The following is a 26,065-nucleotide window of genomic DNA, read 5'->3' on the forward strand; positions in this document are numbered from 1 at the left end:
TCAATCCATCAACTTTTTACGGCGATACAACCCACAATTCCCAGAAAATAGCGCTGCCAACAAACAAGTAATAATCGCATAAGTCGCAACATTCATTCCAAATAGCTCAACAGCTAAAATAATAGATGTTAACGGTGCCTTACTTGCCCCTGAAAAAAGGCTTACCAACCCTAGGCCTGCAAGCAATGAAAGTGGTAGGTTTAAAACCGCCCCTAAAGCATTACCTAATGTCGCACCAACATAAAATAACGGCGTAATTTCACCACCTTTAAAGCCCGAACCTAAAGTAATGGCTGTAAAAACAGTCTTGTTAAAAAAGTCGTAAAACTCAATCGGTACATAAAAAGATGAAATGATTTTATCTGTACCTAAACCGTTGTACTGCTGATGTGCAGTGAACAACGTAAGTAGCATAATGATGATACCGCCCACCATCGTTCTTAATGGCAAATAGCGAATGTATTTATAAAAGAGGTCACTTGCCAAGTGAATGGCTGCAATAAAGAAGCGTGCAGCCAAACCAAAAACTAATCCTGCCGCAATTAAGCTCATGAGTGTGCCAAAATGAATGGCTGGAAACTCGCTAATTACATAAAAAACGTGCGGATGCACAATTTCAAATAGCTCAGGAATGGTCGATGCAATCAGCGCCGACACAAAACATGGAAAAATAGCTGAGTATCTTAAATTACCTAAAGCGGTAATTTCTAAACCATAAATTGCACCCGCCAAAGGCAGACCAAACACCCCAGCAAAACCTGCTCCAATACTGGCGATTAAACAGATTTTTCGGTTGTCTTCCGAGATTTTTAATATATAGCTTAAATGGTCAATTAAGGCACCCGAAAGCTGAACCGCTGGCGCCTCACGCCCTGCCGAACCACCAAACAACTGCGTTAAAATTGAGGTAATAAAAATGATGGGGCTCATTCGTTTTGGAATAAACGACTTGGGTTGATGAATCTCATCTATGAGTAAATGTGTTCCCCGTTCAATCGGCGAACCATATTTTTTAATGAGATAACCAATACCAAAGCCTATAAAAGGCAGAAAGTAGATGAGCCAGTGATGCAGACTGCGGACTTTGTTTGAAATATCAAAAGCCACAAAGATTAGAGTGGATGCCAGCCCGGCAACGACTCCAATCACAATTGATATGACGAGCCAATAGACACTGTATTTTAGAATTTGATCATATTCAGATGAAGGTAGAATTTTCATTCGCTTTCTTCAATTCGCCTGTGAGTGAGTGCCAAATTCTCAAATTTTTTTTATGCTGCCAGTTCATTAAGTGAGAAATGCTTAAACTGGGCTAAAAATTAAAGCTCGCATAAGCGAGCTTCAAATACAGTGATCAATATTTATACCACTAATCTGTGACAAATATCTCATAACCCGTTCTGGCTTTCAAGTTGAAAATGGTTAATGAAAACCTAAAATATGCCTGATTGAGTTAATTAATAAGCACTCGATTTGACCTGATCAAGCTAAAAACATTATCAGGCCAAATAACATATTCAAATTTTAATTAATGCTGGCAATCATGGTTTCAGCATGGCAGGTTGCCCCCTTCTCTGCACTAATCTGAATAACACCACTTCGGTGTGCAAGTACCTGAACTTCCATTTTCATGGCTTCCATAATGGCAACCACTTGGCCTTCTGTGACTTGCTCACCATTTTCAACTTTCCAAGCGCTAATCACACCATTAATTGGCGCAAGTAAATGCTCGGCACTCACTTCTGGCTCGGTTGTTTGGGCGGGAGTTGCGGTTGCTGGGCCTTGTGCAAACATTCCCGCAGGTAAACCTAAACGGTGTAACTTGCCATCAATTTCAATGTAGCTGAGCAGCATTGGTTGTTGATGGTTTGGAATGCCACGTTTGGTTGGCTTTAAATCTTGCTTAAAGTCATTTTCAATCCAACGCGTATGTACATTAAATTCATCTGTAAAGTCAGGTTCATTAAGTACCGCACGGTGGAAGTCTAAAACTGAAGCCACACCTTCAATTTTAAATTGTTTTAAAGCACGTTTAGCACGGGCAATAGCAACTTCTCGAGTTGGACCAGTCACTATCAGTTTTGCCATGAGTGAATCAAAATGACTAGAAACTAATGAACCTGTGCGAACGCCTGTATCAACTCGTACCCCGTTACCAAAAGGCGCTTCAAACAAACTCAACACGCCAAAAGCAGGAATAAACCCGCGAGCTGGGTCCTCGGCATTAATACGAAACTCAATGGCATGGCCTTGTGCTTTTGGTGTTTCTTTAATAGAAAGCTCATGGCCCTGTGCCACGCGAATTTGCTCAACCACCAAATCGACTTTTGAAGTTTCTTCGGTCACTGGGTGTTCAACTTGCAAGCGCGTATTTACTTCTAAGAATGAAAGCTTACCGTCACGGCTCAGTAAATATTCAACTGTTCCCGCACCCACATAGTTTGCCGCCTGACAAATATTTTTTGCCGAGCTTAAAATTTGCTGGTAAATCTCATCGCTAATAAATGGCGCTGGCGCTTCTTCGACTAACTTTTGGTTACGGCGTTGCAACGAACAATCACGTGTACCAAGCACCACAATATTGCCATGTTGGTCGGCTATGACTTGCGCTTCTACATGGCGTGGCTTATCTAAATATTGCTCGACAAAACATTCACCACGGCCAAAGGCAGCTTTTGCTTCACGTACTGCCGACTCATAAAGCTCTTTGACTTCTTCGAGTTTCCACGCGACTTTTAAGCCACGGCCACCACCACCAAATGCGGCTTTAATGGCAATCGGCAAACCAAACTGCTTGGCAAACTCTAAAGCTTCATCTGCATTGTTGAGTGGGTCTTGCGTACCCTGAACCAACGGCGCACCCACCGAAGCAGCAATTTTACGTGCTTCGATTTTATCGCCTAGTTTTTCAATGGCACTTGGTGATGGCCCTACCCATTTTAAACCTGCATCAATCACGGCTTGGGCAAACTCAGCACGTTCAGATAAAAAGCCATAACCCGGATGCACCATCGTCGCTTTTGATTTTTTCGCAACTTCAATAATGGCAGGAATATTTAAATAAGTTTCACTGGCAGTCGCACCAGCCAAGCCCCATGCTTCATCTGCAAGTTCGACATGCATGCTACCAATGTCGTCATCTGCATATAACGCCACCGATGCAATTCCCATGTCACGGCAAGCATGGATAATACGAACGGCAATTTCACCACGGTTAGCAATCAATAATTTTTCTGTATTCATCATTCATTCTCAAAATCTGTAAATTCGGCAATTTTTTTAAATTTGATGTGGCAACCTGCCGGAATCTGTGCCACCAAGTCCCAATGGTGTTTAGCAACAGAGGCAATGACCGGATATCCGCCCGTTAAAGGATGATCATTCATAAACAAAACGGGCTGACCACTCGGTGGAATTTGCAAAGCGCCAATGCAAGTGCCTTCACTTTCGAGTTCATGGGTAATTTTGCGAGTTAGGGGCTGCTCACCTGAAAGTCTTAGCCCAACTCGGTTGCTTTCATTGGTCACGAGCCATTCTTGCTGACAGAGCAGCTCAATACTGTCTTGTTCAAACCAGTCTGTGCGCGGTCCCATCACAATATCTAGCTCAACCACTTCACCAGCTTTTGGCAAATCACTTTTGCCCACTTCATTTACACTAATGTTAGCTGCCTTCACCTGTCCTTGGTAAATGGTATCTCCAAGCTTTAAAGGCTCTGGCCCTAACACTGCCAAGCTGTCAAACGAAGCACTATTGAGCACAGGTTCAACGTCGATACCACCACGAACTGCCAGATAGTTTCTTAAGCCTGCTGTCGGTGGCAGAATTTGAAATTCATCGCCTTCATCCAAATCAATCGGTTGATAACTTGCAAAGTCTGCGATTTGACCATCGGTAAATTTCACACGAATGTTTGAAATAGCCCCAGCCACCGCAATAACACCCGCATGCTGCATTTTGGCTTTTAGCCCACCATTTAAAACTTCAATGACGGGTGTATCGGTTGGGTTACCCACAATACGGTTGGCACTATGCATGGCAGATAAATCCATTGCTCCCGCTACGCCAACACCAATATTGGTCTGATTTAAACGCCCTTCGTCTTGAATGAGCATTTGTAAACTTGGTGTAGTAATCTTAAACAGTGGCACAGATTGTTTCGGCTCAACCTTAGGCGTAATTTGCTGTGGTACAGTCACCGTAGTTGGATGATGCGTAACATCTTCAAAATGTACGGTCATACCCGGTAACAACAAAGCAGGATTTTTACGCTCTAAATCCCACATTTTTTCCGATGTGGTACCAATCAGCTGCCAACCACCCGGACTGTCTTTTGGATAAATTCCAGAGTATTTTCCAGCCAAGCCCAAAGAGCCTGACGGTATTTTTTTACGCGGAACCGTTAAGCGCGGAATATCGGTAAAAGGCTTATCGGGACTGCTCATATACGCAAAGCCCGGCGCAAACCCAATAAAAGCCACATTCCACACGCTTTGGTGATGTTTTCTAATCACATCAGCCACTGATAAACCTTGCAACTCGGCAACCTGAGCAAGGTCTTCGCCATCATAACGAATCGGCACAATCACTTCTTGGCCGCTACGCTCAAATCCAGAATCAACTTTGAGGCTCTGAATTGAAGCAACTAGCGTTTTAAAATTGGTTTCGATCTCATTAAAAAAAACCAAAATTGTTTTTGCAGCGGGGACTAAGTCTTTAATTCCATTCAATTGCGTATTTTGCAATTTATTGTACAACGCCAATGTTTCTTCTAAACTCGCAAGCTCAATCAGAAAACAATCGGCGTTTACCGATAAAAAACGCATTTGCTTATCCTTTTTAATTCTTCTTTAGCTATTTAGCCCATCCAAGCACGGTCAGGAATATCGGTAATAAACATGTAACCCGGTGCATGACTAATGGCAAAAGGAATTTTCGAGTTCATCACTGCTGCTTGCGGTGTTACCCCACATGCCCAAAACACTGGAATTTCACCCGCTTCAATACGAGAAGCATCACCAAAGTCAGGCTTATTTACATCCTTAATACCTAAGCTTTCAGGGTGCCCGATATGGACAGGTGCCCCATGTACACTTGGCATACGTGCAGTGATTTTTACTGCTTCACTAATTTGATGAGATGGAATTGGTCGCATGGAAACCACCATATTTCCTGAAATACGCCCTGCTGGTTCGCACTTTATATTGCTTAGATACATCGGCACATTGGTGTCGTCATGAATGTGGCGAACTTCAATACCTGCTTCTTGCAAAGCTGTTTCAAACGAAAAACTACAACCAATTAAGAAAGTCACCAAATCAGGATAAGCGTTATAAATCTCTCTTGCATCTGTCACTTCATCGACCATTTCGCCATCTTTCCAAATGCGATAACGTGGGAAGTCAGTGCGGATGTCTGAGTCTTCTGCAAGCTTAGTTGCATAGATGCCTTCTTCGAGCACATCAAGCACTGGACAGCTTTGCGGGTTACGGTGTGCATAAAGTAAAAAGTCATACGCCCAATCTTTTGGCACCGAAATCATGTTGACCTGCGTCATACCCGCAGCCATGCCTGCTGTTGGTTTATCAAAACCTGCACGGATTTTTAAACGTGCATCTAATGCGGCTTCAAGCTGAGCTGGATCGACTTTAATATCCTTATACATTGCGCTCTTCCTTATGCTTTATTTACAAATGGGCGAATTTCAATATTGTTTTTTACAAGCTCGGCTTTAATGGCTGCCGACATTTCTAGTGCGCCATCGGTATCGCCGTGTAGGCAAATCGTGTCAGCCTGAATTGGGGTAAATACACCATCAATTGACTCGACCCCACCATTTTTAAGCATAGACACCACACGGCTCGCAACAAATGCCGAGTCGTGTAAAACCGCACCTTCTAAACGGCGGGAAACCAATGAGCCATCACTGTTATAAGCACGATCCGCAAATGCTTCAGACACAACTTTTAAACCCGCAGCTCGTGCCTGTTCGACTAAGTTCGACCCAGCTAAAGCAACTAGTACGAGTTCAGGGTTATACATTTTAATGGCATCAATCACGGCTGCTGCCTGAGCTTGGTCATGGGCAATGGTGTTGTAGAGCGCACCGTGTGGTTTAACATACTGCACTTTTGAGCCAGCTACTTTCGCTAAACCATCGAGTGCAGAAATTTGATAAAGCACATCGGCAATGAGTTCGTCACGCGATAAATCCATATTACGACGGCCAAAGCCTACAAGGTCTGGGTAAGACACATGAGCACCAATGGTCACACCAAGTTCAACTGCTTTACGAACCGTTTTTAAAATGCCGAGCGGGTCACCAGCATGAAAACCACAAGCAATGTTGGCACTGGTCACGACAGGTAAAATCTGGTCATCATTACCCATTTTCCATGAGCCAAAGCTTTCGCCCAAATCACTATTTAAATCTACAAACATGGCATTATTCCTTTATCAATTCATGTCGTCTGGCTTAAAGCTTGGTCAAATAGTTAAACACTGTCGTAAATGACATATAACCCATCCACCACGTCAACAAACATGTTAATCCACCCAAAATAAGTAACCATTTTGGATAGTTATAATTACCCATCAAATCTTTACGGCACGCAGCTACGTATACAAAAATTGTAAGACCAATTGGCAATACCAAACCGTTAAAACCACCCACAAAAATGAGTAGACCTGCCGGAGTTGCACCCAATAACACATAGAGCAATAACGCTAATGCGATAAAGGTAATGGTCGTATAGTTGGTCTGTTTTGGTGTTAAGTTCTTTTTAAATGCAGTAAAGAATGAAACTGAGGTATATGCTGCACCAATCGTGCTACTAATACCCGCCGCCCAGAAAATTAAACCAAATAATTTAAAACCAAATGTGCCTGCCGCATATTGAAATGCTTGGGCTGCCGGATTGGCGTCATGGCTGGCTAAATCAATATGGGCACCGCTTACTACCACACCTAAGAATGCTAAGAACAACACATAACGCATGATGCCGACTACAACAATACCCTTGGTCGCAGCTTTGGCAACTTCATTAATATTTTCAGGTCCAACAGCGCCTTTATCGAGTAAGCGATGTGCACCCGCATAACAGATATAGCCACCTACTGTACCGCCCACAATAGTGGTAATAATGGCAAAGTCGATATGATCTGGTGCAAATGTCTGATGTATAGCTTGACCAACTGGGGGCATCACAATGACGGCCACAATAATAATCAGCAAGATTTTAAGCAATCCCAGCACGATCATGCTTTTATCCATGGCAAGCGTGGCTTTTTTGGAAGCAAAAATCAAAATGGCTAAAGCACCACTTAAAATACCGCCCCACTTTGTATCTAGGCCAAAAAGTGCATTTAAACCTAAAGCTGCACCTGCAATATTACCGACGCTAAAGAAAAACCCACCCAAAATCACCAGAAACGCCAGTAAATAACCACTACCCGGTAAGGCCTTATTGGCAATATCAGATGCGCGCATCTGGGTAAGTGTGACCACTCGCCAGATATTCTGTTGGACGACATAATCAATCAGAATGGAAACTAAAATGGCAAAGCCAAATGCCGCACCTAACTTCACTGTAAATACAGCAGTTTGGGTTAAAAATCCGGGCCCCATTGCAGAGGTCGCCATCATAAAAATTGAGGCAACAATGGCCCATTGGCGATCTGATAAAAAAGAAGATTTCAGTAAAGACATATTAATGCGTTCCTCATCCATTTGAGCTTAACAACGCTATTTTCAAGTTGAATCAAGAACACCATTTTTTTGTCCTAAACGATATTCTTTAATCCTTTAAAATGACAAAGATTCCCTATTCCCCAATCAACACAATCGGTGATCAAATCTTGTGTCTAAAATAAAAACATAGCTAATCCCTACGAACAATAAGACTTTTTACAGAAATTTAAAATTTTAAATAATTGATTTTTATTAATTTACACTCAAAGATAAGTTCAGGATAAATTTTACTTATCGAAGTGCATAAGCTGCTTTTATGGTTTTACATACAAAACAGCTTTTTTAAATAAGGAAAAACAAGAATAAATGATACTCAAAAAACAGCTTATTTTTTGATTTGCTCATTAAGCCTTTTCATAGCACTCGCCGAGACTTTAACAGCAACCTCGGTTAATTTTTCTTTCAAAGCAACATCATTACCATGAATATAAATAGACGTGAAATGAAAGGTTTTTAAGCGAATAGGTGTATTTAATATTTCTAGACGCCCGTCGGTAATTTCCTTTAACGCCGTTAAGGTTGGCACGACCGCAATACCCAAACCTTGCTCGGCAAGACGCAATAAAGTCGCTAAAGAATAGCTAGTAATTGACAGTGGTTCATCAATCCCTTTTTCTTTCATTCTTGCCTTTAATTCTTTATAGGGATAGGTAATTTTTGGATAGGTTAAAATGGTATGTGACATTAAGGTCTTAAAAGACATTTGCCCAATTCCACCTTTAAAAGATGGCGCTGCCAAAAAACTTAATTCAAAATCACAAAGTGCTTGTTCAATACACTCAAAAGCTAAGGTTGGCCCGAGTAAAAAGGCCATATCCAAGTCCCCAGTACGTACCCCTTCTTGTAGGTTAGGCGTCAGATCCACCACAATTTCGACCGAAACTTTAGGAAACTCTTGTTGAACTTTTTCGATATATTCGACTAGCCATGTATACACAATCGTTTCGGAAACGCCTAAACGTATAGTTCCTGTGAGATGCTGATTTTCAGTAAGTTCTGCAACTAGGTCGGTTTCTAAACGCATAAACTTTTCGGCATATTTAAATAATGTTCTGCCTTTATGGGTCAATTTAAACTGTCGCAAGCTTCGGTCTAAAACTTTAAAGCCTAATTCATTTTCAAGAGATGTGATTTTTTGAGATACCGCAGGCTGTGTCGTTTGTAATTTAGTCGCGGCCTTATTGAAACTATTTAAAGTCACAACCCAATAAAATGCTTCAAGATTCTTTAAATTCACGTTTCATCCTGTCTTAAAAATTCCTTTACTTTTATAGTATGGGAGCTTTTAGCGTGTTAAGGCTAGCAATAAATAAATTTTTAACTAAAGTTAGCCATCCAAATTTTTAAATGCTTTAGAAAGCTGACTAATTGTTTTGATCTGTTTTGCATAACGACGGCATGATCGGCATGCCAATAAATGTAATTGCAAACTACTTTGCTCACGTAAAAACAAAGGTCTATCTTGTTTCTCAGACAAAAGTTGAGTGGCTTGTCGACATGTCAACATGAACAATCCTCCTTCAATAACCATTTATTTTCTAAGCATTCGCGTAATCGGGTACGACTTCGATACATCAACACATTAAAGTTGGAAATAGATAACTCTAACTTGCTACAAATCTCATTAGAACTCAGCTCTATCACCTCTCTCATCATAAAAACTTGAGCATATTTGGCAGGCAAATGATCTAAACAGGCTTCAAAAATTATCCAAAAATCTGACTGCTCTATCATTTCTTCAGGGCTTTGCCATGCTTGAGGTGCTTCATATTTATGCCAGTGTCCTGAAGCATCAAATAATTCATCAACACTGAGTTCACTTTCTTCGTCTTTAAATAATTCAGACATGGCAACCAAGCGCGACTTTTGCCGAAGTACATCAATAATTTTATTTTTTAAAATAGAAAATACCCATGTTTTGAACGCAGCTCGCCCTTTAAATGAATCTAAATGTTGAAAAGCGCTCGTTAATGCTTCTTGCACCACATCTTCAGCTTGCGGAAGTGAGGACAACTGTAAAAAAGCAAATTTAATCATTTGCTGCCTTAAATCTTGTAAAAACGCTGGGCTATGCAGTTGATCCCCTAGATCGTCATGATGTAATGCCGCGGCTGAAGTCATCCTTGTACCTCTTTAAAATCATGGGGAGTTTGAATTAATTGTAGTCGAGTTAAGAGGTTTTTGAGTTCTTGAATTTGCAGATAAATTTCAGGCTCAGACAAGTCAGTAAGTACAGAATGAATGAGTGTGAAAATATCATGGTCAGTTAACGCTATATTTTTCGTTAACTGTTCAATCAGCATAGCAAACAAAGGCGAAAGCTGTTCAATACATACTTTATCTTGTTGATCGCGCCAGACCATTACTGCACCTGATGCAAGTTCAACTTGTTCTAGCGTCATCAAAGTTGTCCACGTATAAACGGGATATTGATAAACCAATACCCATACTTTGGTGGTTAACTGCCAAGCATAATTTTCGTGTAAAACATCATTTTCAATTTCGACAGTATCTAAATACAGTTCAAGCCATTCAAACTGCAATAATTCAGCCAACCAAGGATATTCTTGCAATATCGGATGCTGTTGCTCTGTTAAATACTCTCTAAATTCTAAAGAAATATCATTATATAAAGGTGAGCGGCTCTTAGCTTTTTGAAAGAACTCTAACAGCAATTGTTGCCACTTTAATTCTGGCAACATCGCACGAGCTACCGGATAAACTAACTCAATAAATGAGCTGACATTATTAAAAAGCATGTCCCGATAAATTTGCATTCGTTGAGCAGGAAGTGCTTGAGGTATTTCCAAATCAGGATCACGAATCCAGTCACAAAACTGTCGTTGCATGGTTTGGAAGGATATTTGATTTCCCTTCATAGCCACTCTCCTGTTGTTGAATGAGTTTAATTTTGGCGAGTTCCTCTTCTAATTCTTGCCATGATGGAATATTAAAGTCGCGTTCCAATAATGTCGGTTTTATTCCACATACTTGATAGGTATATCTCAATAGCTCCCAAACACGGTCACAAACTTCTGCCCCATGGGTATCGATTAATAAGTTCTTCTGAACTTTTTCATGCCCAGCAATATGTAAATAACGGATTCTTTCTTTTGGCATTTTCTGGATAAAACCAAATGCATCGCTACCATGATTGATACTGTTGACATAGACATTATTTACATCAAGGAGCAAATCACAGTCTGCATGTTGCATTACTTCACGGATAAATTCAGCTTCACTCATTTCGGCATTCGGCATTAAATAAGTAGAAACATTCTCTATAACTAATCTTTTTCCTAAAATATCCTGCACACGTAAAATACGTTCAGCCACATATTTAACAGCGGCTTCTGTCATCGGTATGGGCAACAAATCGTATAAATAGCCGCCGTCATTTGTATAACTTAAATGTTCAGAATAAATTGGTACATCATATTGTTCTAAAAAGCTTTTTACTTTACCTATAAATTCGAGATTAAGTGGATGCGGCCCTCCAATAGATAATGACAAGCCGTGACAAATTAACGGTGCTTTTTCAGCACACTGTGCAAGTAGTTTTGCATGTCGACCACCAAAACCTACCCAGTTTTCTGGGGCAACTTCGATAAAGTCCGGATATGTTTTTGCAGCTAGAAACGAATCTATAAAGTCACGTCTCAAACCAAGCCCCACACCATTCAACTCCATCATGGTGATTACTCCTTTTGGAAATGATGCCGACACTTACTAGAAGGCCGACATCATCCATGATTAGATTGTTTACTTGGCGCCACACTTGCCATCAGCAACTTTTTTATCTGCCCCGCACTTGCCGTCCGCTGCTTTCTTAGTTGCTCCGCATTTACCATCTGCTGCTTTTTTATTTGCTCCACATTTTGCTTCCGCAGATTTTTCATGTTTTTTCATTTTGTTAGCTCCGCATTTCGCTTCACCACATTTACCATCAGCTGCTTTAGTTGCATGTACTTCAGTTGTTGTATTGGTTGCTGCTACAGCCATTTGCGTAGCACCTGCAACTGAAAGTGCTAATAATGCTGCCACTGAAGTCATTGAGTTGAGTTTGTTCATTTTCGTATTCCTTTAATGCTAATTTCTCGGTTTGTACACATGTACATAAAGTTAGACGGACTAAATCCCTTTTTATTACACCGTAAATAAAAAAAATTTTTATGTAAGAAATACAGTTTCCATCCGACTAATTATTATTCAATCGCATTGGATGTGAAATTATCATGAAGAACTTTATTTATGGCTTATCTCGATATTATCAAAACCTCGGTAAGTCTTTACAACATATTGACGGCATTGCCGCATTGGCTATTCGATTATACCTAGTCCCCATATTTTGGATGGCGGGTACAAATAAACTGATGCACTTCAATGACATTGTAGAATGGTTCGGCAGTTCAGATGGAGGATTGGGCCTTCCTTTTCCCTATTTAATGGCCGTGCTTGCAACGTCAACTGAACTAGCAGGTGCCATACTTTTAACATTAGGTTTATTTACCCGTTTAATTAGTATTCCTCTTATTATTACCATGTTAGTTGCAATATTTACGGTACACCTCCCAAATGGATGGCAAGCAATTGCAGACCCGCATGCTCCCTTCGCGAACATGCAAGTATTGGCTTCCGCTGAAAAGTTAGATAAAGCTCGAGAGATTTTACAGAACTATGGCAACTATGACTGGCTTACATCGAGCGGTTCGTTTGTTATTTTAAATAACGGAATTGAATTTGCCGCGACCTATATGATTATGCTACTTGCCCTTCTTGTACTTGGAGGCGGCCGTTATTTCAGTTTAGATTATTGGATTAGAAATAAACTACGCTAATCGATTATTGTGCCAGCAGTCATGTTTACAACCGTTGCGGTCATCGAGTTCGCATGTTCCGATGCAAGAAAAGCAACGGTTTCTGCAACTTGTGAAAGTGTCGGTAGTCGTTTTAGCATGGTGCTCTGAGCAGCACCTTCAAGCCATTGTCCTATGCTAAGTCCCATTGCCTGTGCTTTAGACTCAAACAATTCACGTGTATAAGAACCCGCTTGAACAGCATCAATAATTGCATGTGAGCGCACACCGAGTACCCGTATATTCTTAGGGCCTAGCTCACTGGCAAGAGCTTTAATAAAGTCCTCAATTCCAGCACAGCCCACAATATGTCCTAAATGCCCGGGTATCGCCATTCGTGCTGAAGGCGCCACAATTGAAATGATGGTTCCGCCGCGCTTACCGCCCATATAAGGAATCACAGCTTTAGAGATATTAAACTGCGCCGTTAGAAATGGATTTATTCCCCCGACAAACTCCTCAAGGTTTAACTCTAGAATTTCTTTGCCTTGATTATGAATAAAACTGGTCGCATTGATGACGATATCTAAACCGATCGCCTCTTGAGCCATTTGAGCAACTACCTCACTGGTTGCTTGGCTATCTAGCACATCAACCCTGACGGTATGTACCGCGCCTTCGTATTTTTGCAGTTGTGTCGCAATGTTTTGCAGTTTATTTAAATCTCTTGCGCATAAATAAACATGTGCTCCTTCACGAAGAAAAACCTGCGCAATCGCAGTTCCAATCGCGCCACTGCCTCCAAAAATTACTGCTACTTTTCCCTTGAGTAACATACGGCATCCTCTTGTTATTGTGCGCCATAGTTAGGTTATGACACACAATCAAAAGTGATGCAATTTTATACAGATTAAAGTTTGTATGAGCTTATGGCAGATGAACAAAAATAACGTCTAAGTCTTGTTTTGGTACAAACTTGGTTTTAGTCATTTGAAATTGAGTCGGACTAATTTTATTGACTTTACCATCCCAACAAAATGAAACCAGTTCATCTTTATCACGTTCAATTGTTAACTTAAAGTTTTCAATAGGCTTTGCCCAGTTAGCACCTGTCGTCAAAATATAACCTAAAGCACTAAACGGCGAATGTTCTGCCTGAGCTTTTTTAAGACCCTGCTTAAATTGTTTATCCATGCAAAATTGCTTGCTATCTTCGTCTGGATATAGCGCAACAGAACCACCCACTAACGGCTTATATTCATGGTGAATTTTAGTTAAGCCATTTGCTTTAAAGGTTTGCTTCCAGCTATAAATAACTTGAGATGACCATGGGATCACATCATCTTTTTCAAATTGAGCTAAAATTTTCTGCATTTGTGGTTTATTACATTGTTTTAGCTTATCTACATAATCATCATAATTATTATTGTTGCGCGTCCATGGATTGAGCATATCTTTTTCAGTAAAACCACATTGCTTAAACTCATCAGTTACATCCAGTAAAGGTGATTTTTCATCTTTTTGAATAAACGTTCTGACATGCATTTCGGGTTTTATATTTTGACCATCCACCACAATTTTAAAGCTCTTTAAAAGTGCTTCAGTATTTGCAAAATCTGCTTCAAAAAAGTTATCTACACGTGGTAGCGGAAATAAAATAGTTTCAGTGACATCCTTATTACTTAAATTTTTATATAGATAATCAACTCTAATTATCTTTTTACTTATAAATAAATCTTCACTTTGCATAGCAACTTGAGAGTTTTTTAAATACTGAATGCCACCTGTGCCGACGTAACCCGTCGAGTCATTGGCTAAGCTATAGCTTGAGAGCGGAATCAAAACAGCTAAAGTCATTACAAGCTTTTTCATTTTAAAGTCTCTATGTCATTTTTTGATTATGTAATATCAACCTAAATGATAGCTGTTTTAAGACTGTTGAGGTAAGTACGTTAAAAGTAATTAAAAAGAGGTAAATAATTTGGCTAAAACAATCTTTTATGAGCCACTCACTTTCACAAAGTCAGCGGCTGTAAAAATAATCGCTTTAAAAGAATACATATATTTTATTTTGTGGCGACTTCTTCATGACTATGGCTCTCTTCTTCGTCTTTAGCCAAGAAGCAAACACCTGCAAAAATAAGAATAGCGCCAGTAACTTTTGTAAATGTTAGCGGTTCATTAAACAGCCAAATCGACAAAAACATCACCGTGATGAGTTCTAAATGTGAAGCTGCAAAAGCCGGCCCTATAGGCGCATGCTTTAATAAGTTCATCCAGATAAAAAAGGCACCTATATATCCAATAAAAGCCCCATAAATCCAAGGATGTCCAAAAACTCGGAACAGCCAATCTACATCAAAAGTTAAAGGCATCGCATGAATGGAAGCTAACTTAAAACTGATTTGAGCCAATGTATCGAAGAGCATTAATATTAAAAAACCAATAATATAAAATTTTTTCATGCCCCAATCCCAACAATAGTGACACCGACCGCAATCAGAACTACACCAATTAAGCGATTTCGAGTTAGTTTTTCATTAAAGAATAAGCGCCCAGCAAGCATAATCACGACAATGTTGATACAGCCTAACATGACCCCAATAGAGAGTGGAACTAACGAGAGGAAAGCAAGCCAAACGACAAACTCAAAGATATAGCAAAAAATACCGAGCCATATCCATGGACGTTTCGCCATGAACCACCAATGCTCAAGCCCTTCATTGGTTTTACTTTCATGAGCAGCGGCCTTAAAAGCCAACTGCCCAACAGTATCAATCAAAATGGTTAGCATCCATACACTGAACACCACAATATTCATAAAAGCTCACCAATTTTTTCAGGTGAAGTTTTACGTTCGTGATGAGTTGATGGATGTTCTGACTGCTTTTTTGGATGTTGGTATTGTTCAATAAATCGAATGGATTCTTCAATGACTTGTTTACGGTCATTATCAATCGTGATCATGTGATAGCTGTTATAAAGCCAGATTAAGGTCTTAGGACCCTTCACTTTGGCATAAATTAACTCACTATTTCTTCGGTGAGCAATATCATCGTCATAGGCATGTAATAACAGACATGGAGCCGTAATATTTGAGAGGTTTTTACGAACATTACGCGAAAGACGCTGTAACTGGAACAATGAATGCCACGGGTTTCCCGGTAAACCTGCTTCACTACTTTCACCGCTATTCATAGCCTGAACAATACGCGAACGTAATACCTCATTTTTGATTCCGTATGGTTCAGCTTCGTCAAAGGTATTATTACGACAGATATTTAAATAATGAACACTCGGCAAAACAATAGGCGCAAGCACTTTTGACCATAAAGGAATGCTCCAGCCATCGTATTGAAAGGTTGGACTATAAGCAATTACGCCATCGACAGGATAAGCTGAGGCATACTTTAATGCCAATAAAGATCCCATCGATAAGCCTGCCACAAATAGCTGATCTGTATGCTCTCTTAGCTTTTCTGCAGCTGCAACTACACTATTAAACCAGTCTTCCCATCGGCTATTTACCAAATCTTCGACATCACCACAGTGTCCAGCCAACTGCACGCCATATACACTATAGCCAGCCTGATGAAGTACACGTGCAATTCCTCTCATTTCATTTGGCGTACCCGTCAAACCATGAATGAGTAAAATACCAGTTCGGTTCCCCGATAAAAAAAATGAGTTGTCTTTTATCATGTAATCACCGTCACTGGAGTGTCTATTCCAAAATCACTGCTTAATAGCTTAGCCAAGGGTTGATAAATTTCTACAAAGTTTTCAAACTTTGTATGGAAAATATGGTTTTCTCTACAATGGTCTATCAAAGATTTTTTTGCAAAAACATAATCTGCATTTCCAGCCAGACAATAATCTGAACGCCCATCTCCAATCAAAATAATTTGATTTTGAGGTTTCTGGTTTGCAATCTTACATTTGCAAGTTCCACTTTGACTTATGCAGCTCGCTTCTTGATTTGGAAACTCGAGTCGCCATGATCTCTCACCTGTCTGAACGAGATGGTTTGCAATTACAGGCAAATGTTCCAAATTATATTTTTTTAAAATATGGCGAATAACGAAATCAAGCCCATCACTTACAATCGTCAACGGAATTTTATACTGGGCAGTAATCTTTACTAATTCAATAAAGCCGAGGTCAATTTCAATTTGGTCAAGACATTGCTGCAACTCATCAATAGAGACATCCAACAGCTCAATTTGTTTTTGCATACAGACTTTGGAACCAATTTTGCCTTGCTCCCACTCTTCCTCAATTTCTTCCCAACCAGCTTTTGCATAAGTTTCAAGCAAATAGTCCGTCGTATCTTTTAAGCTGATTGTCCCATCAAAGTCACATAAAATATGCCAAGGTACAGTGTGATCTGTATAGTAATGCTGGTTGACCATGAACATAAAATGCCTCACACGAATAATTTAAGAATTTTTATAAAAAACACCGTCTGACTTTAGGTGGGAAATCTTAAAAATTTCTTTAATTAGGAGTCTTCAAAAAAATTTTGGATTAAGTATTATATTATTTCATTAATTACAAGAGTATAAATAACAAACAAATGAATTAAAGCATTCAGAACTAGCAATTATTTTACTTATGTATTTTACAATCAAATACTTAAAAATATTTTTCACTAAAATGAATGATCATACCAAATTCATAAAGACATTTTTTTCTTAAAAAATGGAAGATTTAGACAGAAAAATACAAAATTAAGTTAGATTTAATTTTTTATTAAGATTTGCATAAGAATTAACTTTTATATTCAAAAAAATTTTGAACAGAACACAACCAGAAAACGATTATTTTCACCCTAGAAAGACTGATTATGATTAAACCATTGAAAAAAATCTCCATAGCAGTAGCAATAACCAGTAGTTGTTTTTACTGCCCTGCTTATGCACAAGAAAGCTCCTCACCAGATTTAACAATGGGTTTTAACTATTCTGTAAATTTTCAAGCTTATAAAGGTCATAAAACCTATCAAACAATTTTACCTGTTTTTTTCTATGACAATGACAAATTCTATATTGAAGGCGACGATGCCGGTTATTACCTCTTCAAAGATGACAAAAATCAATTACGCCTCGATGGACACTATGATGGCAACTCATATGATCCAAGTGGTGAACTTTATTTATTAGATAAGCGCAAATGGTCTGTTCTAGCGGGTGCAAGTTATATGCGTATTACACCGTATGGCGGATTTAAAGCACGGCTTAATACCGATGTCCTGTCCCGTAGTAAAGGTACTATCTTAAGGGCTTCTTATCTTGCTGAGCTAGACAAAGGCAATTTGACCGTCTATCCGGAAGCTGGTTTCCAATGGAACAACGCAAAATATAACCAGTATTACTACGGCGTCAGTGATGCTGAAAGTAAACGGAGTGGTATCGCAGCATATGAACCGGGCCAGAGTATATCGCCTTTTGTGAGCATGACAGCCAACTACAAACTTTCCAAACACGTGAACGCTTTTAGTTCTGTTGAATTTAACTATCTATCAAACGAACAGTTTAAAAGTCCAATGGTAAAAAAACGCACAGATATTACACCTGCTGTGGGGCTTACCTTTACTTTTTAACTCTAACCAATTTTTTCACTCAGCCTCTGTATCTAAAACATACATACTGAAAATACCAACCGTAAAAGGAATAGAAGTATGAACAACAATCATACATTCAAGCAAGAAAGCGCTTCTGCAACTAGTTCTAATAATCGCGTTCCACTTAATGAAGCGCAACTTCTAGCAGATGAGGCAAAGTATTGTTCACATGGCGATACAGTACACTATGTAAACCCACCTAAAATTTTTACGGATTGTCAGGGCAGCTATATTTTTGATGACCAGAATATCCCCTATCTAGACTTACAAATGTGGTATTCAGCGGTTAACTTTGGTTATAAAAACCCACGTTTAGATCAAGCGCTCATCGACCAAATTCATAAACTTCCTCAAATTGCCAGCCAATATTTGCACCCAACTAAAATTGAACTCAGCAAAGTCATTGCTGAAGACATGTTTAAAAAAACAGGTGTACAAGGTCGTGTTCACTATAACGTAGGTGGTTCTCAAGCAATTGAAGATTCATTAAAGCTTGTACGTAACTTCTGCAAAGGCAAAAGCCGTATGTTTGCCTTCGAAGGTGGTTACCATGGCCGTACTTTAGGTGCATCTTCAATTACTTCAAGCTACCGCTACCGCCGCCGCTATGGTCATTTTGGTGAGCGTGCTCAGTTCATTCCATTCCCATATCCGTTCCGTCGTCCTAAAGGCATGACACCAGAAGAATATGCAGATAAGTTAGTTGCCGAATTCGCGCGTCTTTTTGAAAATGAATACCACGGCGTTTGGGACCCTAAAGTTCGTGAAAGTGAATTTGCGGCTTTTTATATTGAAACAATTCAGGGTACTGGCGGTTACGTTATTCCACCGAAAAACTTCTATAAAGGCCTGAAAAAAGTTCTAGATGACCACGGTATTTTATTGGTTGTCGATGAAATCCAAATGGGCTTCTACCGTACCGGTAAACTTTGGTCTTTCGAACATTTCGATATTACGCCAGACGTTGTTGCATTTGGTAAAGCGTTGACCAATGGATTAAACCCACTTGCCGGTATTTGGGCAAAAGAAGAAATGATTAATCCTGAAACGTTCCCAGTGGGTTCAACTCACTCAACGTTTGCGTCTAACCCGCTTGGTACGGCAGTTGGACTTGAAGTCATGAACATGTTGGCTGAAAAAGATTACGAAAAACAAATCATGGAAAGTGGTGCTTATTTCCTAGAAGGTCTAAAAGACTTGCAATCACGTCATCCAGAAATTGGTGATGTTGATGGATTAGGACTAGCATTACGTGCAGAAATTTGTCAGGCTGATGGCTTTACTCCAAACAAAGAATTGTTGGATAAAATGGTCGATATCGGTCTTTCAGGTACCCTTGAATACCAAGGTCAACAATGTGGTTTGGTGTTAGATGTAGGCGGTTATTACAAGAACGTAATTACATTCGCACCTTCACTAGAGATCTCAAGAGCCGAAATCGATCAAGCGATGGTATTACTTGACCAATTATTAGTTCGAGCTAAACGGGAAATATAAAATTAATTTATGACTATAAACCTGAATCAGTTAGAACCTCAGGCGGTGGTGGATGCTTTTTTAAAGCATCCACCTTTAAGTTTTCAGGTTCATTCGCCTAGCGATTTTTTACCTTATTTTTATACAGAGTTTGATTTATTAACGACTCTAGATACAGTCCTTCTTAAAAAAATTAAAGCATTACCAAGCTATCAAATCTGGGGAAAACTCCTTCATTTTAAAACGTGTTTTATCGGGACAACTGTCACAGAATACAGCTTATTACCTAATGGACTTCCTCTAGACTCAATAGCAGATTTTTTAAAAAATAATGACCAGAAAATTAAGTTAGGTATTATTAAAGATCTTCCTTTAGACTCACCTTTGCTCAGCGATCTTGAAAATAATTACAGTCAAACTTTTATTCAAGAAGCAGAAAAAAAGGGTTTTCTATCTGTAGAAGGACAAGCTTTAGCTTATGTTCCTATCGATTTTTCAAGCCGTGAAGAATATCTTTCTCGACTCTCTAAACCACGCCGTAAAAACTTTAAACGTAAACTCAAAAGTTTAAATGAATTAAACATTGAACAGTTATCTACGGGCGATGAACGCTTTAATGATCATGAGTTTAGAACATATTTATATGAACTCTATCTGGCCGTTTATCACCAAAGCGAAATACATTTTGACCTACTCAGCCCTGAGTTTTTTTCAGAAATTCTTCAAGATATGCACAGTGGCGGTAAAGTCTTTTTATATTGGGCAGATACAACCCTAGTCGGCTATAACATTTGTTATGAATACAAAGACAATCTGGTTGATAAATATATTGGGCTAAATTATCCGCTCGCAAAAGACTACAATTTATATTTTATTAGCTGGTTCGTAAATTTAGACTATGCCCTAACCCATAACCTCAAATTTTACATCGCAGGTTGGACAGACCCTGAAGTCAAAGCTCAACTGGGTGCTAAATTTACATTTACCCGACATCTGGTATGGATACATTCACCTGCCTTACGTTTTATTTTAAAGAAATTACGTCCTTTATTTGAAGCAGATCATCAGTGGCATGTTAAACAGGAAACACGATCATGAGTTCAGTAAATAACAGAACACCTGTCGTTTTAAATTTTGATGATTCTGCTGGTGATCCTGATGATGCTGTACGCGTTGATCTCAGCTCATGGCAAGAAGTCATTCGCTTTGGTTGTAAATTAAAAGAGTTCGACGTGTTACGTACTTACCTAAACCAGCATTTACCTTCAAAAATGGGTTGTGTCCTGTTAGGTAGCGGTGATTATCACCATGTTACTCAGCTTTTACTGGAAAGATTGCCATCTGCTGAGCCAATTCATCTTATTGTCTGTGATAACCACCCTGACAATATGCGTTACCCTTTTGGTATTCACTGTGGCTCATGGGTATATTGGGCAAGTAAGCTTCCACAAGTTGCCAGAATAGATGTACTTGGAATTAGCTCAAGTGATATTGGATGGTTACATGCAGTAGAAAACCATTGGTCACCTCTATATAAAGGAAAGCTGCATTACTGGAGCATCCAGCAAAATGCTTCATGGGTACGTTTTACGGGCAAAAAGAATGCATGGCAAAATTTCGATCATCCAGATGAGTTACTAACTGCATTTCTCACAGAACTAAAAGCATCGAACATACCTGTTTATTTATCGATTGATAAGGACGTGCTGTCGAGCGAAGTCGTCATGACGAACTGGGACCAAGGTAAGTTTCTAGAGAAGCACTTACAGAGCTTGATTGAAGCGTGTAAGGGTCGATTAGTAGCTGCGGATATTACTGGGGATGTTTCAGCCTATCATTATAAAAATTACTTTAAACGGTTTTTAGCAGCTTCGGATGGACAACAAGAACCAACTGCAGAAGAACTCTCAAATTGGCAATTAGAACAGAAAGCACTGAACCTACGGTTAATTCATGCCATAGATTCAGCTTGGTCAAATCAATAAGAAAAAACCCACAATCTGTGGGTTTTCTTTTAATTACTTCGCTGCGTTTACGCCAACAATAAATTGGCTACAATTCGAGCCTTCAGAAGCATTGCCTAACTGCTTTTCAGAAAACTTAAATTTTGATGCCACAGAAGCATAATCTTTCTTAAGGGTTTGACCTGTAAGCTCACCTAACTCTTTTACTTGTTCAGGCTTTAAAATCTGGTGTTCAACTGCTTGATTGACCATTACACATGCGGTGGTCATCGCATCATAACGCGCGGCCGTTTTAGAGTAACCTATCGCACCGACTACACCACCAACAATTAAACCAACCACTACAGCCAAAGTTACATGCATTTTATTCATTTTAAATACCTAAAAAATCAAATTAAAAACGAGCACTTTAAGAGTTTGTGCTCAAGTAGAATTAAGATAACTTCTTTTATTTGATATAAAAAGTTAGATTCTGTCAGTTTTATTGATAGTTGAAGTATCAGTTAAGTTTCAAAAAACTTGTTGTGATTGCTTTGAGCTAATTTTAAGACATAAGCATACTCGTTGTAAGTAAATATAGATGTTTGCTATCTCTACTCAATATATAAAAAATATCCGTGTTTGGACTTAAATTTAAAAATTAATCACATCATTTTTTGTCAGTTAGAATATTCCCATAAAAAAAGTTTCCTCATATGAAAAAATAATTTTTTCTTTGTTAACTAAATAAACAATACAATCCTCATCACTTGGATAGAAAAAATCACTCCATGCTTTTATAAGTATACTTGATGGAATAATTGCACAATTACTTCTTCCCTAAAAAAAATTAATAATTCAGTTGATTGCAATTTTTGAACAAAAAAATCTCTCGACCTATCCTCTTCATCAAAATCTAAATCTTTTTTTTCAGCTAGTGAAAAATAATTCTCTTTAATTTCCATTAGGTTATTAAACGGAAATAAAGAATTCCAAAGCTTTTTTGATTCATCTTGTATCAAGAAAATAATTTTATGCTTATCCTCATCTGATAAAGAACAATCAACTGAATTAAAACGCCATGTTATTGGATATTTCTTTTCATCAAAAATTAATGATTGCTTATTCATCATAAAAAATATGCCCTTTGCCACTACTTGGTGCTTTTTTCCCTGCACTATAATCACTCCACTTTATATGTGGAAGATTGTTTTGCGAGGCATTTATTATATGTGATTCATTTGGGCGATACACATAACCCATTTTATATTTTACATTCTTATATACTCATATTGAGGTAAATCCTTTTTATAATCTCTCATAATTTTATAAGCAGCTGCTTTATTTTACACTCTGAAATTCGGTTTACTTTTCCTGTCAGCCTATATTAAATTAACTGCCTATTTCCATTAGATTATTAGGTTCTATAATCAGCTAGCTTATTGCACCACCCAAATAAAATATTCATTTAAAAATATTAAATATCAATAACATTCAAGCTATATGACGGGTTAAAAAAGACCACTTTATTCCACTCACCATCATCATTAAAACCCTCTAACTCAACTACATCTTCAGAGACATGTATAATCTGGATTAAAGTAAATAAATCTTTACTCTTATTTATTTCAAGTAAATCAAGTTGGTTATATTCTTCAATATTACTATCATACTTTTCAATCTTAAATGAACTCCAATTAGAAAAAACTAATTCCACATTTTTTATATATTGTTTTAAGCATGTATCATAAACAGCTGAAAATAAAATAGAAAACTTATCTCCATAAATCTTTATACTTTTCACATCCATATCTGCTGTTTCAATTTGTTCCAACTTCATTACTTACAGTCTCCAATAGGAATATGTGCATCTGGGGATTCGCGAGGAACTATGTTTCCATCTTTATCTAATGGATTTCCATTTTTATCATATAAATGAGCATGATCATATAATGTAACTTTATCTGGTGGATCTAGTCTTACTGCTGTTTGACCATTATCATTCCATTTCCATTGCATGAACTTCTTATCAGGAGAACCACCTTTATAACTTACCTCACTAGAATTACTTAAAATATTTTCTATTTGACTTCTACTCTTGTTTGATAAATCTATTCCTACAAGAGGATTATTATTTAAACCATAAGGATCAACCCAACCTATTGGATTAGGTGCATAAACATAACCATTGAATCCTCCCAATAACCCAATAGGGTCTTTGGAAATAAAACGCCCTACATATGGTGAATAATAACGATAACGGTTGTAATGAAGCCCTGTTTTATTAAAAACATTATTTTATGACAATAAAAGAATTATAAATTGACAGCTTTTTTAATTATAAATAGCTGTCAATTTATAATTCTTTTAACATTAAATATCAAATAAAATTTCTTCTAAAATTTCCTTAGATTCTTGATCTAACTCATGGTTGCCATGCAATTTAAGATACTGTTCATTTAATTCTTTTTTATCTATAGAAAAACCTATATTTACAGTATAGATATAAAAATCATACATAACAGATAATGCTTCTAATCTATTTTCTTTATTTGGGTTATGAATATATATATATATTAAAATATTCCATATATTAGTTAAAATTTCATTTTCAAATATTTTTTCAGTCAAATAAGGAGAAAATAAATCTGAAATCCCACCTAACTCCTCAAACAAAGATCCTGTATTTAAAGAATTTTCCTTAAGACTCTTTAATTTATCAAGAATATTAAACTCCATATTAGTTTCCTCCTGGGAATACCGTTGGTTTTTTAATAGGGATATGTACATCATTAATTTTAACTGGATCATAACTTGGACTATTAGAGTTAAATATTCCAGGTGGATGATAATTCCCATTTACATCCATACTTTTTTTACCATCCATTACCCTAACTATCCAACCATCCTTTGCATTTGCCCCATTTGGTGCATGATCATCAGGTCCATGTATTCGGACAGTCTGGGTTGTTCCTTTATCTGTTGACCACTTATATTCATATCCATAATCATCAGTTGTACCTGCTGGTGGAGTGAGTTTACGTCTTTTAGCATCTTGAGGAATACTAATTAAATCAGTTCCATCTTCTTTTTTAATTGTATTTCTAATTAATTCACAGGTTAATCCAAGAGGATCAACCCATACTATTGGATTTGGTGCATATGCATATACATTATCTCCACCCAGTAATCCAATCGAGTCTTTGGAAATAAAATGCCCTATATAATAATTTCATTATTTCCTAAGGTATATCATTTAAAGCTTCATATAGTTTAGTTTTAACAATATCATCTGGTATATTAATTACTTTAAGTAATGTAAAAGCCCAATCTAAGCTATCACCTATATCTTCAGAAGGTGGTTTAGTCCATAAAGGTATAATAGAAAACTTTAGTTCAGGCTCACTATTAATATTAAAGTCAATATCTTTCTCTTCCATATATTTTAATATTTTTACTCTTCTATTAATTATCTCTTTTTCATCAATATTACTTTTGCTATCAAACCAGAAGGACTTAGCTTTTTGAATAGACTCTACAATATATTCTGAATTAATATTATTTAATAAAGGTATTATTTTATAGCAAAATTTTATGTATACAAAATATGCTTGCTCTAGTTCCAAATCATATAATTGGTCTATCAAATTATCCAACTCTTAATTTCCCTACTATCATATACTTTAAAAAAAATTATCAAAAGATTACTACTTAAATTAAGTAGTAAGAAAAATAATGATCATCTTTGATAATTATTTACCTTTTGGATAGTATAGTTACACTTTTCACTTATTATAAATAAAGGTCTACTCCTTTAAGATTATTTTATCAATTTCATTTTTTATAATTATCTTTTCGTCTTTTTTTAAATTAGTATATCTTTCAAAAAAATCAACCCCTAAAACTCTTGCAGATCCATTTAAATAGATCTCTTCTATATCCTCTTTATTTATATCATCTACTTCATGGCAATTATTTATAAACTTATTATCAAAATTTATATAAATATTACCAAAAAAATCATTTTGGAAATCAATTGAAAAAATATATTTCTTCTTGTCTTCATATTTTTTTGAGAAAAAAGAAAATCCTGAAAAACCGCCTTTAAACAGATTCATATTTTCCTCCACATAATCATGATAATAAGCTATATCATAAATATATAAGTTATTATCTATATAAAATTTTTCACTATATACCTTTACTTTATTATATTTAAACATCTTATTTTGCCCAAATGCTCCTTTAAAATTAATCACTTTTTCCATTGATTCTAAATCAATAATTTGGGTTGAATAATTAATTTTAAAACTTTCAGTTAAGAGATAGTCATTAATATTTTTCGTAAAAAAATCAATAAATTCATTTTTTCCCCCAAGAATAATTACTACTGATTCCTTTTTAAAATAATCAGGAAGTTTAAGAAATTCTGGTATAACATCAAAAGAACACTTTAGCATCTATGGTCATCGCCTCC

At 37.5% G+C, this 26,065-nt stretch carries 30 protein-coding genes and 1 pseudogene; 5 read left to right on the top strand and 26 right to left on the bottom strand.

Annotated elements, in window-relative coordinates; all coding sequences use genetic code 11:
- The 12 genes from F984_RS11845 to F984_RS11900 form a co-directional block, all read right to left on the bottom strand.
- Complete coding sequence (locus tag F984_RS11845; protein WP_004709596.1) at positions 1 to 1,221, bottom strand: chloride channel protein; 1,221 nt, start codon at positions 1,219 to 1,221, stop codon at positions 1 to 3.
- A gap of 303 nt (positions 1,222 to 1,524) precedes the next feature.
- The gene (locus F984_RS11850; protein ID WP_031944774.1) at positions 1,525 to 3,243 is read right to left on the bottom strand and encodes an acetyl/propionyl/methylcrotonyl-CoA carboxylase subunit alpha; all 1,719 of its coding nucleotides are present in this window, start codon (positions 3,241 to 3,243) and stop codon (positions 1,525 to 1,527) included.
- Entirely contained in the window at positions 3,243 to 4,826 is a 1,584-nt protein-coding gene (locus tag F984_RS11855; protein WP_004709599.1) for a 5-oxoprolinase subunit B/C family protein, read from the bottom strand. The genes F984_RS11850 and F984_RS11855 overlap by 1 nt, the downstream gene beginning before the upstream one ends.
- Positions 4,827 to 4,858: 32 nt before the next feature.
- Positions 4,859 to 5,665 (bottom strand): putative hydro-lyase, encoded by an 807-nt coding sequence (locus F984_RS11860; RefSeq protein ID WP_004709601.1) that lies wholly within the window; start codon positions 5,663 to 5,665, stop codon positions 4,859 to 4,861.
- A gap of 11 nt (positions 5,666 to 5,676) precedes the next feature.
- Complete coding sequence (locus F984_RS11865) at positions 5,677 to 6,441, bottom strand: LamB/YcsF family protein (protein ID WP_000496072.1); 765 nt, start codon at positions 6,439 to 6,441, stop codon at positions 5,677 to 5,679.
- 34 nt (positions 6,442 to 6,475) lie between these two features.
- Positions 6,476 to 7,729 (bottom strand): NRAMP family divalent metal transporter, encoded by a 1,254-nt coding sequence (locus tag F984_RS11870; protein WP_080631562.1) that lies wholly within the window; start codon positions 7,727 to 7,729, stop codon positions 6,476 to 6,478.
- A 346-nt stretch (positions 7,730 to 8,075) separates the two neighbouring features.
- Positions 8,076 to 8,987: a LysR family transcriptional regulator MumR gene (mumR, locus tag F984_RS11875; protein ID WP_004709605.1), complete on the bottom strand. Its 912-nt coding sequence runs from the start codon at positions 8,985 to 8,987 to the stop codon at positions 8,076 to 8,078.
- Between the two features lie 90 nt (positions 8,988 to 9,077).
- On the bottom strand, positions 9,078 to 9,257 hold the full coding sequence (locus F984_RS11880; RefSeq protein WP_002048456.1) for a zf-HC2 domain-containing protein: 180 nt from the start codon (positions 9,255 to 9,257) through the stop codon (positions 9,078 to 9,080).
- The gene (locus tag F984_RS11885; RefSeq protein WP_004709608.1) at positions 9,251 to 9,871 is read right to left on the bottom strand and encodes an RNA polymerase factor sigma-70; all 621 of its coding nucleotides are present in this window, start codon (positions 9,869 to 9,871) and stop codon (positions 9,251 to 9,253) included. The genes F984_RS11880 and F984_RS11885 overlap by 7 nt, the downstream gene beginning before the upstream one ends.
- Complete coding sequence (locus F984_RS11890; RefSeq protein WP_004709610.1) at positions 9,868 to 10,629, bottom strand: HvfC family RiPP maturation protein; 762 nt, start codon at positions 10,627 to 10,629, stop codon at positions 9,868 to 9,870. Before F984_RS11890 ends, F984_RS11885 begins: the two co-directional genes overlap by 4 nt.
- Positions 10,580 to 11,443 (bottom strand): HvfB family MNIO-type RiPP peptide maturase, encoded by an 864-nt coding sequence (locus F984_RS11895; RefSeq protein WP_004709613.1) that lies wholly within the window; start codon positions 11,441 to 11,443, stop codon positions 10,580 to 10,582. The genes F984_RS11890 and F984_RS11895 overlap by 50 nt, the downstream gene beginning before the upstream one ends.
- 69 nt (positions 11,444 to 11,512) lie before the next feature.
- A complete protein-coding gene (locus F984_RS11900) occupies positions 11,513 to 11,821 on the bottom strand; it encodes an HvfA family oxazolone/thioamide-modified RiPP metallophore (RefSeq protein WP_004709615.1) in 309 nt (102 codons plus the stop codon).
- A gap of 164 nt (positions 11,822 to 11,985) precedes the next feature.
- Between F984_RS11900 and F984_RS11905 the strand changes: the two genes are divergently transcribed.
- Positions 11,986 to 12,588, top strand: a complete 603-nt coding sequence (locus F984_RS11905; RefSeq protein ID WP_002133259.1) for an HvfX family Cu-binding RiPP maturation protein — start codon at positions 11,986 to 11,988, stop codon at positions 12,586 to 12,588.
- Here the strand turns inward: F984_RS11905 and F984_RS11910 are convergent.
- The 6 genes from F984_RS11910 to F984_RS11935 form a co-directional block, all read right to left on the bottom strand.
- Complete coding sequence (locus F984_RS11910) at positions 12,585 to 13,382, bottom strand: SDR family NAD(P)-dependent oxidoreductase (protein WP_004709621.1); 798 nt, start codon at positions 13,380 to 13,382, stop codon at positions 12,585 to 12,587. The genes F984_RS11905 and F984_RS11910 overlap by 4 nt on opposite strands.
- A 91-nt stretch (positions 13,383 to 13,473) precedes the next feature.
- A complete protein-coding gene (locus tag F984_RS11915) occupies positions 13,474 to 14,418 on the bottom strand; it encodes a DUF4424 family protein (RefSeq protein WP_004709623.1) in 945 nt (314 codons plus the stop codon).
- 194 nt (positions 14,419 to 14,612) lie between these two features.
- Positions 14,613 to 15,011 (bottom strand): DMT family transporter, encoded by a 399-nt coding sequence (locus F984_RS11920; RefSeq protein WP_002048474.1) that lies wholly within the window; start codon positions 15,009 to 15,011, stop codon positions 14,613 to 14,615.
- On the bottom strand, positions 15,008 to 15,367 hold the full coding sequence (locus F984_RS11925; protein ID WP_002048441.1) for an EamA family transporter: 360 nt from the start codon (positions 15,365 to 15,367) through the stop codon (positions 15,008 to 15,010). The genes F984_RS11920 and F984_RS11925 overlap by 4 nt, the downstream gene beginning before the upstream one ends.
- A complete protein-coding gene (locus F984_RS11930) occupies positions 15,364 to 16,248 on the bottom strand; it encodes an alpha/beta hydrolase (protein ID WP_004709626.1) in 885 nt (294 codons plus the stop codon). Before F984_RS11930 ends, F984_RS11925 begins: the two co-directional genes overlap by 4 nt.
- Positions 16,245 to 16,964: an MtnX-like HAD-IB family phosphatase gene (locus F984_RS11935; RefSeq protein ID WP_004709628.1), complete on the bottom strand. Its 720-nt coding sequence runs from the start codon at positions 16,962 to 16,964 to the stop codon at positions 16,245 to 16,247. Before F984_RS11935 ends, F984_RS11930 begins: the two co-directional genes overlap by 4 nt.
- A gap of 428 nt (positions 16,965 to 17,392) precedes the next feature.
- Between F984_RS11935 and F984_RS11940 the strand changes: the two genes are divergently transcribed.
- The 4 genes from F984_RS11940 to F984_RS11955 all read left to right on the top strand — a co-directional run bounded on the left by F984_RS11940 (position 17,393) and on the right by F984_RS11955 (position 21,630).
- Positions 17,393 to 18,148 carry a MipA/OmpV family protein gene (locus F984_RS11940; RefSeq protein WP_002048463.1) on the top strand — a complete coding sequence of 252 codons (756 nt, stop codon included), beginning with the start codon at positions 17,393 to 17,395 and terminating at the stop codon, positions 18,146 to 18,148.
- Between the two features lie 78 nt (positions 18,149 to 18,226).
- Positions 18,227 to 19,666, top strand: a complete 1,440-nt coding sequence (locus tag F984_RS11945; RefSeq protein WP_004709630.1) for an aspartate aminotransferase family protein — start codon at positions 18,227 to 18,229, stop codon at positions 19,664 to 19,666.
- A 9-nt stretch (positions 19,667 to 19,675) separates the two neighbouring features.
- Positions 19,676 to 20,743 (top strand): GNAT family N-acetyltransferase, encoded by a 1,068-nt coding sequence (locus tag F984_RS11950; RefSeq protein WP_004709632.1) that lies wholly within the window; start codon positions 19,676 to 19,678, stop codon positions 20,741 to 20,743.
- The gene (locus F984_RS11955) at positions 20,740 to 21,630 is read left to right on the top strand and encodes a hypothetical protein (RefSeq protein ID WP_004709634.1); all 891 of its coding nucleotides are present in this window, start codon (positions 20,740 to 20,742) and stop codon (positions 21,628 to 21,630) included. The genes F984_RS11950 and F984_RS11955 overlap by 4 nt, the downstream gene beginning before the upstream one ends.
- 33 nt (positions 21,631 to 21,663) lie before the next feature.
- Here the strand turns inward: F984_RS11955 and F984_RS11960 are convergent, their stop codons facing one another.
- The 8 genes and pseudogenes from F984_RS11960 to F984_RS11985 all read right to left on the bottom strand — a co-directional run bounded on the left by F984_RS11960 (position 21,664) and on the right by F984_RS11985 (position 26,048).
- Positions 21,664 to 21,981 (bottom strand): hypothetical protein, encoded by a 318-nt coding sequence (locus F984_RS11960; RefSeq protein ID WP_004709635.1) that lies wholly within the window; start codon positions 21,979 to 21,981, stop codon positions 21,664 to 21,666.
- A gap of 404 nt (positions 21,982 to 22,385) precedes the next feature.
- Positions 22,386 to 22,721 (bottom strand): hypothetical protein, encoded by a 336-nt coding sequence (locus F984_RS11965; protein ID WP_043968514.1) that lies wholly within the window; start codon positions 22,719 to 22,721, stop codon positions 22,386 to 22,388.
- A 344-nt stretch (positions 22,722 to 23,065) separates the two neighbouring features.
- Positions 23,066 to 23,428: a hypothetical protein gene (locus F984_RS11970; protein ID WP_004709637.1), complete on the bottom strand. Its 363-nt coding sequence runs from the start codon at positions 23,426 to 23,428 to the stop codon at positions 23,066 to 23,068.
- Positions 23,428 to 23,814 carry an RHS repeat-associated core domain-containing protein gene (locus tag F984_RS22800; RefSeq protein ID WP_255210321.1) on the bottom strand — a complete coding sequence of 129 codons (387 nt, stop codon included), beginning with the start codon at positions 23,812 to 23,814 and terminating at the stop codon, positions 23,428 to 23,430. The genes F984_RS11970 and F984_RS22800 overlap by 1 nt, the downstream gene beginning before the upstream one ends.
- A gap of 147 nt (positions 23,815 to 23,961) precedes the next feature.
- The gene (locus F984_RS22450) at positions 23,962 to 24,327 is read right to left on the bottom strand and encodes a hypothetical protein (protein WP_004709639.1); all 366 of its coding nucleotides are present in this window, start codon (positions 24,325 to 24,327) and stop codon (positions 23,962 to 23,964) included.
- A gap of 1 nt (position 24,328) precedes the next feature.
- A pseudogene (locus F984_RS22455) lies at positions 24,329 to 24,814 on the bottom strand (polymorphic toxin type 30 domain-containing protein); the annotation flags it as partial.
- A gap of 16 nt (positions 24,815 to 24,830) precedes the next feature.
- Positions 24,831 to 25,244: a hypothetical protein gene (locus F984_RS11980; RefSeq protein WP_004709641.1), complete on the bottom strand. Its 414-nt coding sequence runs from the start codon at positions 25,242 to 25,244 to the stop codon at positions 24,831 to 24,833.
- Between the two features lie 150 nt (positions 25,245 to 25,394).
- Entirely contained in the window at positions 25,395 to 26,048 is a 654-nt protein-coding gene (locus F984_RS11985) for a hypothetical protein (RefSeq protein WP_004709642.1), read from the bottom strand.
- Between the last annotated feature and the right edge of the window lie 17 nt (positions 26,049 to 26,065).

This window comes from Acinetobacter nosocomialis NIPH 2119, from assembly GCF_000368085.1.
Taxonomy (GTDB): domain Bacteria; phylum Pseudomonadota; class Gammaproteobacteria; order Pseudomonadales; family Moraxellaceae; genus Acinetobacter; species Acinetobacter nosocomialis.

Excerpts from the sequence above, each read along its gene's own strand:
- F984_RS11945 (WP_004709630.1), top strand. The coding sequence starts at position 18,227 with ATGAACAACAATCATACATTCAAGCAAGAAAGCGCTTCTGCAACTAGT.
- F984_RS11880 (WP_002048456.1), bottom strand. The coding sequence starts at position 9,257 with ATGTTGACATGTCGACAAGCCACTCAACTTTTGTCTGAGAAACAAGAT.
- F984_RS11890 (WP_004709610.1), bottom strand. The coding sequence starts at position 10,629 with ATGAAGGGAAATCAAATATCCTTCCAAACCATGCAACGACAGTTTTGT.
- F984_RS11935 (WP_004709628.1), bottom strand. The coding sequence starts at position 16,964 with ATGTTCATGGTCAACCAGCATTACTATACAGATCACACTGTACCTTGG.
- F984_RS11900 (WP_004709615.1), bottom strand. The coding sequence starts at position 11,821 with ATGAACAAACTCAACTCAATGACTTCAGTGGCAGCATTATTAGCACTT.
- F984_RS11920 (WP_002048474.1), bottom strand. The coding sequence starts at position 15,011 with ATGAAAAAATTTTATATTATTGGTTTTTTAATATTAATGCTCTTCGAT.
- F984_RS11970 (WP_004709637.1), bottom strand. The coding sequence starts at position 23,428 with ATGAAGTTGGAACAAATTGAAACAGCAGATATGGATGTGAAAAGTATA.
- F984_RS11910 (WP_004709621.1), bottom strand. The coding sequence starts at position 13,382 with ATGTTACTCAAGGGAAAAGTAGCAGTAATTTTTGGAGGCAGTGGCGCG.
- F984_RS11950 (WP_004709632.1), top strand. The coding sequence starts at position 19,676 with ATGACTATAAACCTGAATCAGTTAGAACCTCAGGCGGTGGTGGATGCT.
- F984_RS11845 (WP_004709596.1), bottom strand. The coding sequence starts at position 1,221 with ATGAAAATTCTACCTTCATCTGAATATGATCAAATTCTAAAATACAGT.
- F984_RS11925 (WP_002048441.1), bottom strand. The coding sequence starts at position 15,367 with ATGAATATTGTGGTGTTCAGTGTATGGATGCTAACCATTTTGATTGAT.
- F984_RS11955 (WP_004709634.1), top strand. The coding sequence starts at position 20,740 with ATGAGTTCAGTAAATAACAGAACACCTGTCGTTTTAAATTTTGATGAT.
- F984_RS11960 (WP_004709635.1), bottom strand. The coding sequence starts at position 21,981 with ATGAATAAAATGCATGTAACTTTGGCTGTAGTGGTTGGTTTAATTGTT.
- F984_RS22450 (WP_004709639.1), bottom strand. The coding sequence starts at position 24,327 with ATGGAGTTTAATATTCTTGATAAATTAAAGAGTCTTAAGGAAAATTCT.
- F984_RS11940 (WP_002048463.1), top strand. The coding sequence starts at position 17,393 with ATGATTAAACCATTGAAAAAAATCTCCATAGCAGTAGCAATAACCAGT.
- F984_RS11930 (WP_004709626.1), bottom strand. The coding sequence starts at position 16,248 with ATGATAAAAGACAACTCATTTTTTTTATCGGGGAACCGAACTGGTATT.
- F984_RS11915 (WP_004709623.1), bottom strand. The coding sequence starts at position 14,418 with ATGAAAAAGCTTGTAATGACTTTAGCTGTTTTGATTCCGCTCTCAAGC.
- F984_RS11965 (WP_043968514.1), bottom strand. The coding sequence starts at position 22,721 with ATGATGAATAAGCAATCATTAATTTTTGATGAAAAGAAATATCCAATA.
- F984_RS11895 (WP_004709613.1), bottom strand. The coding sequence starts at position 11,443 with ATGATGGAGTTGAATGGTGTGGGGCTTGGTTTGAGACGTGACTTTATA.
- F984_RS11905 (WP_002133259.1), top strand. The coding sequence starts at position 11,986 with ATGAAGAACTTTATTTATGGCTTATCTCGATATTATCAAAACCTCGGT.
- F984_RS11850 (WP_031944774.1), bottom strand. The coding sequence starts at position 3,243 with ATGAATACAGAAAAATTATTGATTGCTAACCGTGGTGAAATTGCCGTT.
- F984_RS11865 (WP_000496072.1), bottom strand. The coding sequence starts at position 6,441 with ATGTTTGTAGATTTAAATAGTGATTTGGGCGAAAGCTTTGGCTCATGG.
- F984_RS11985 (WP_004709642.1), bottom strand. The coding sequence starts at position 26,048 with ATGCTAAAGTGTTCTTTTGATGTTATACCAGAATTTCTTAAACTTCCT.
- F984_RS11885 (WP_004709608.1), bottom strand. The coding sequence starts at position 9,871 with ATGACTTCAGCCGCGGCATTACATCATGACGATCTAGGGGATCAACTG.
- F984_RS11870 (WP_080631562.1), bottom strand. The coding sequence starts at position 7,729 with ATGGATGAGGAACGCATTAATATGTCTTTACTGAAATCTTCTTTTTTA.
- F984_RS11855 (WP_004709599.1), bottom strand. The coding sequence starts at position 4,826 with ATGCGTTTTTTATCGGTAAACGCCGATTGTTTTCTGATTGAGCTTGCG.
- F984_RS11860 (WP_004709601.1), bottom strand. The coding sequence starts at position 5,665 with ATGTATAAGGATATTAAAGTCGATCCAGCTCAGCTTGAAGCCGCATTA.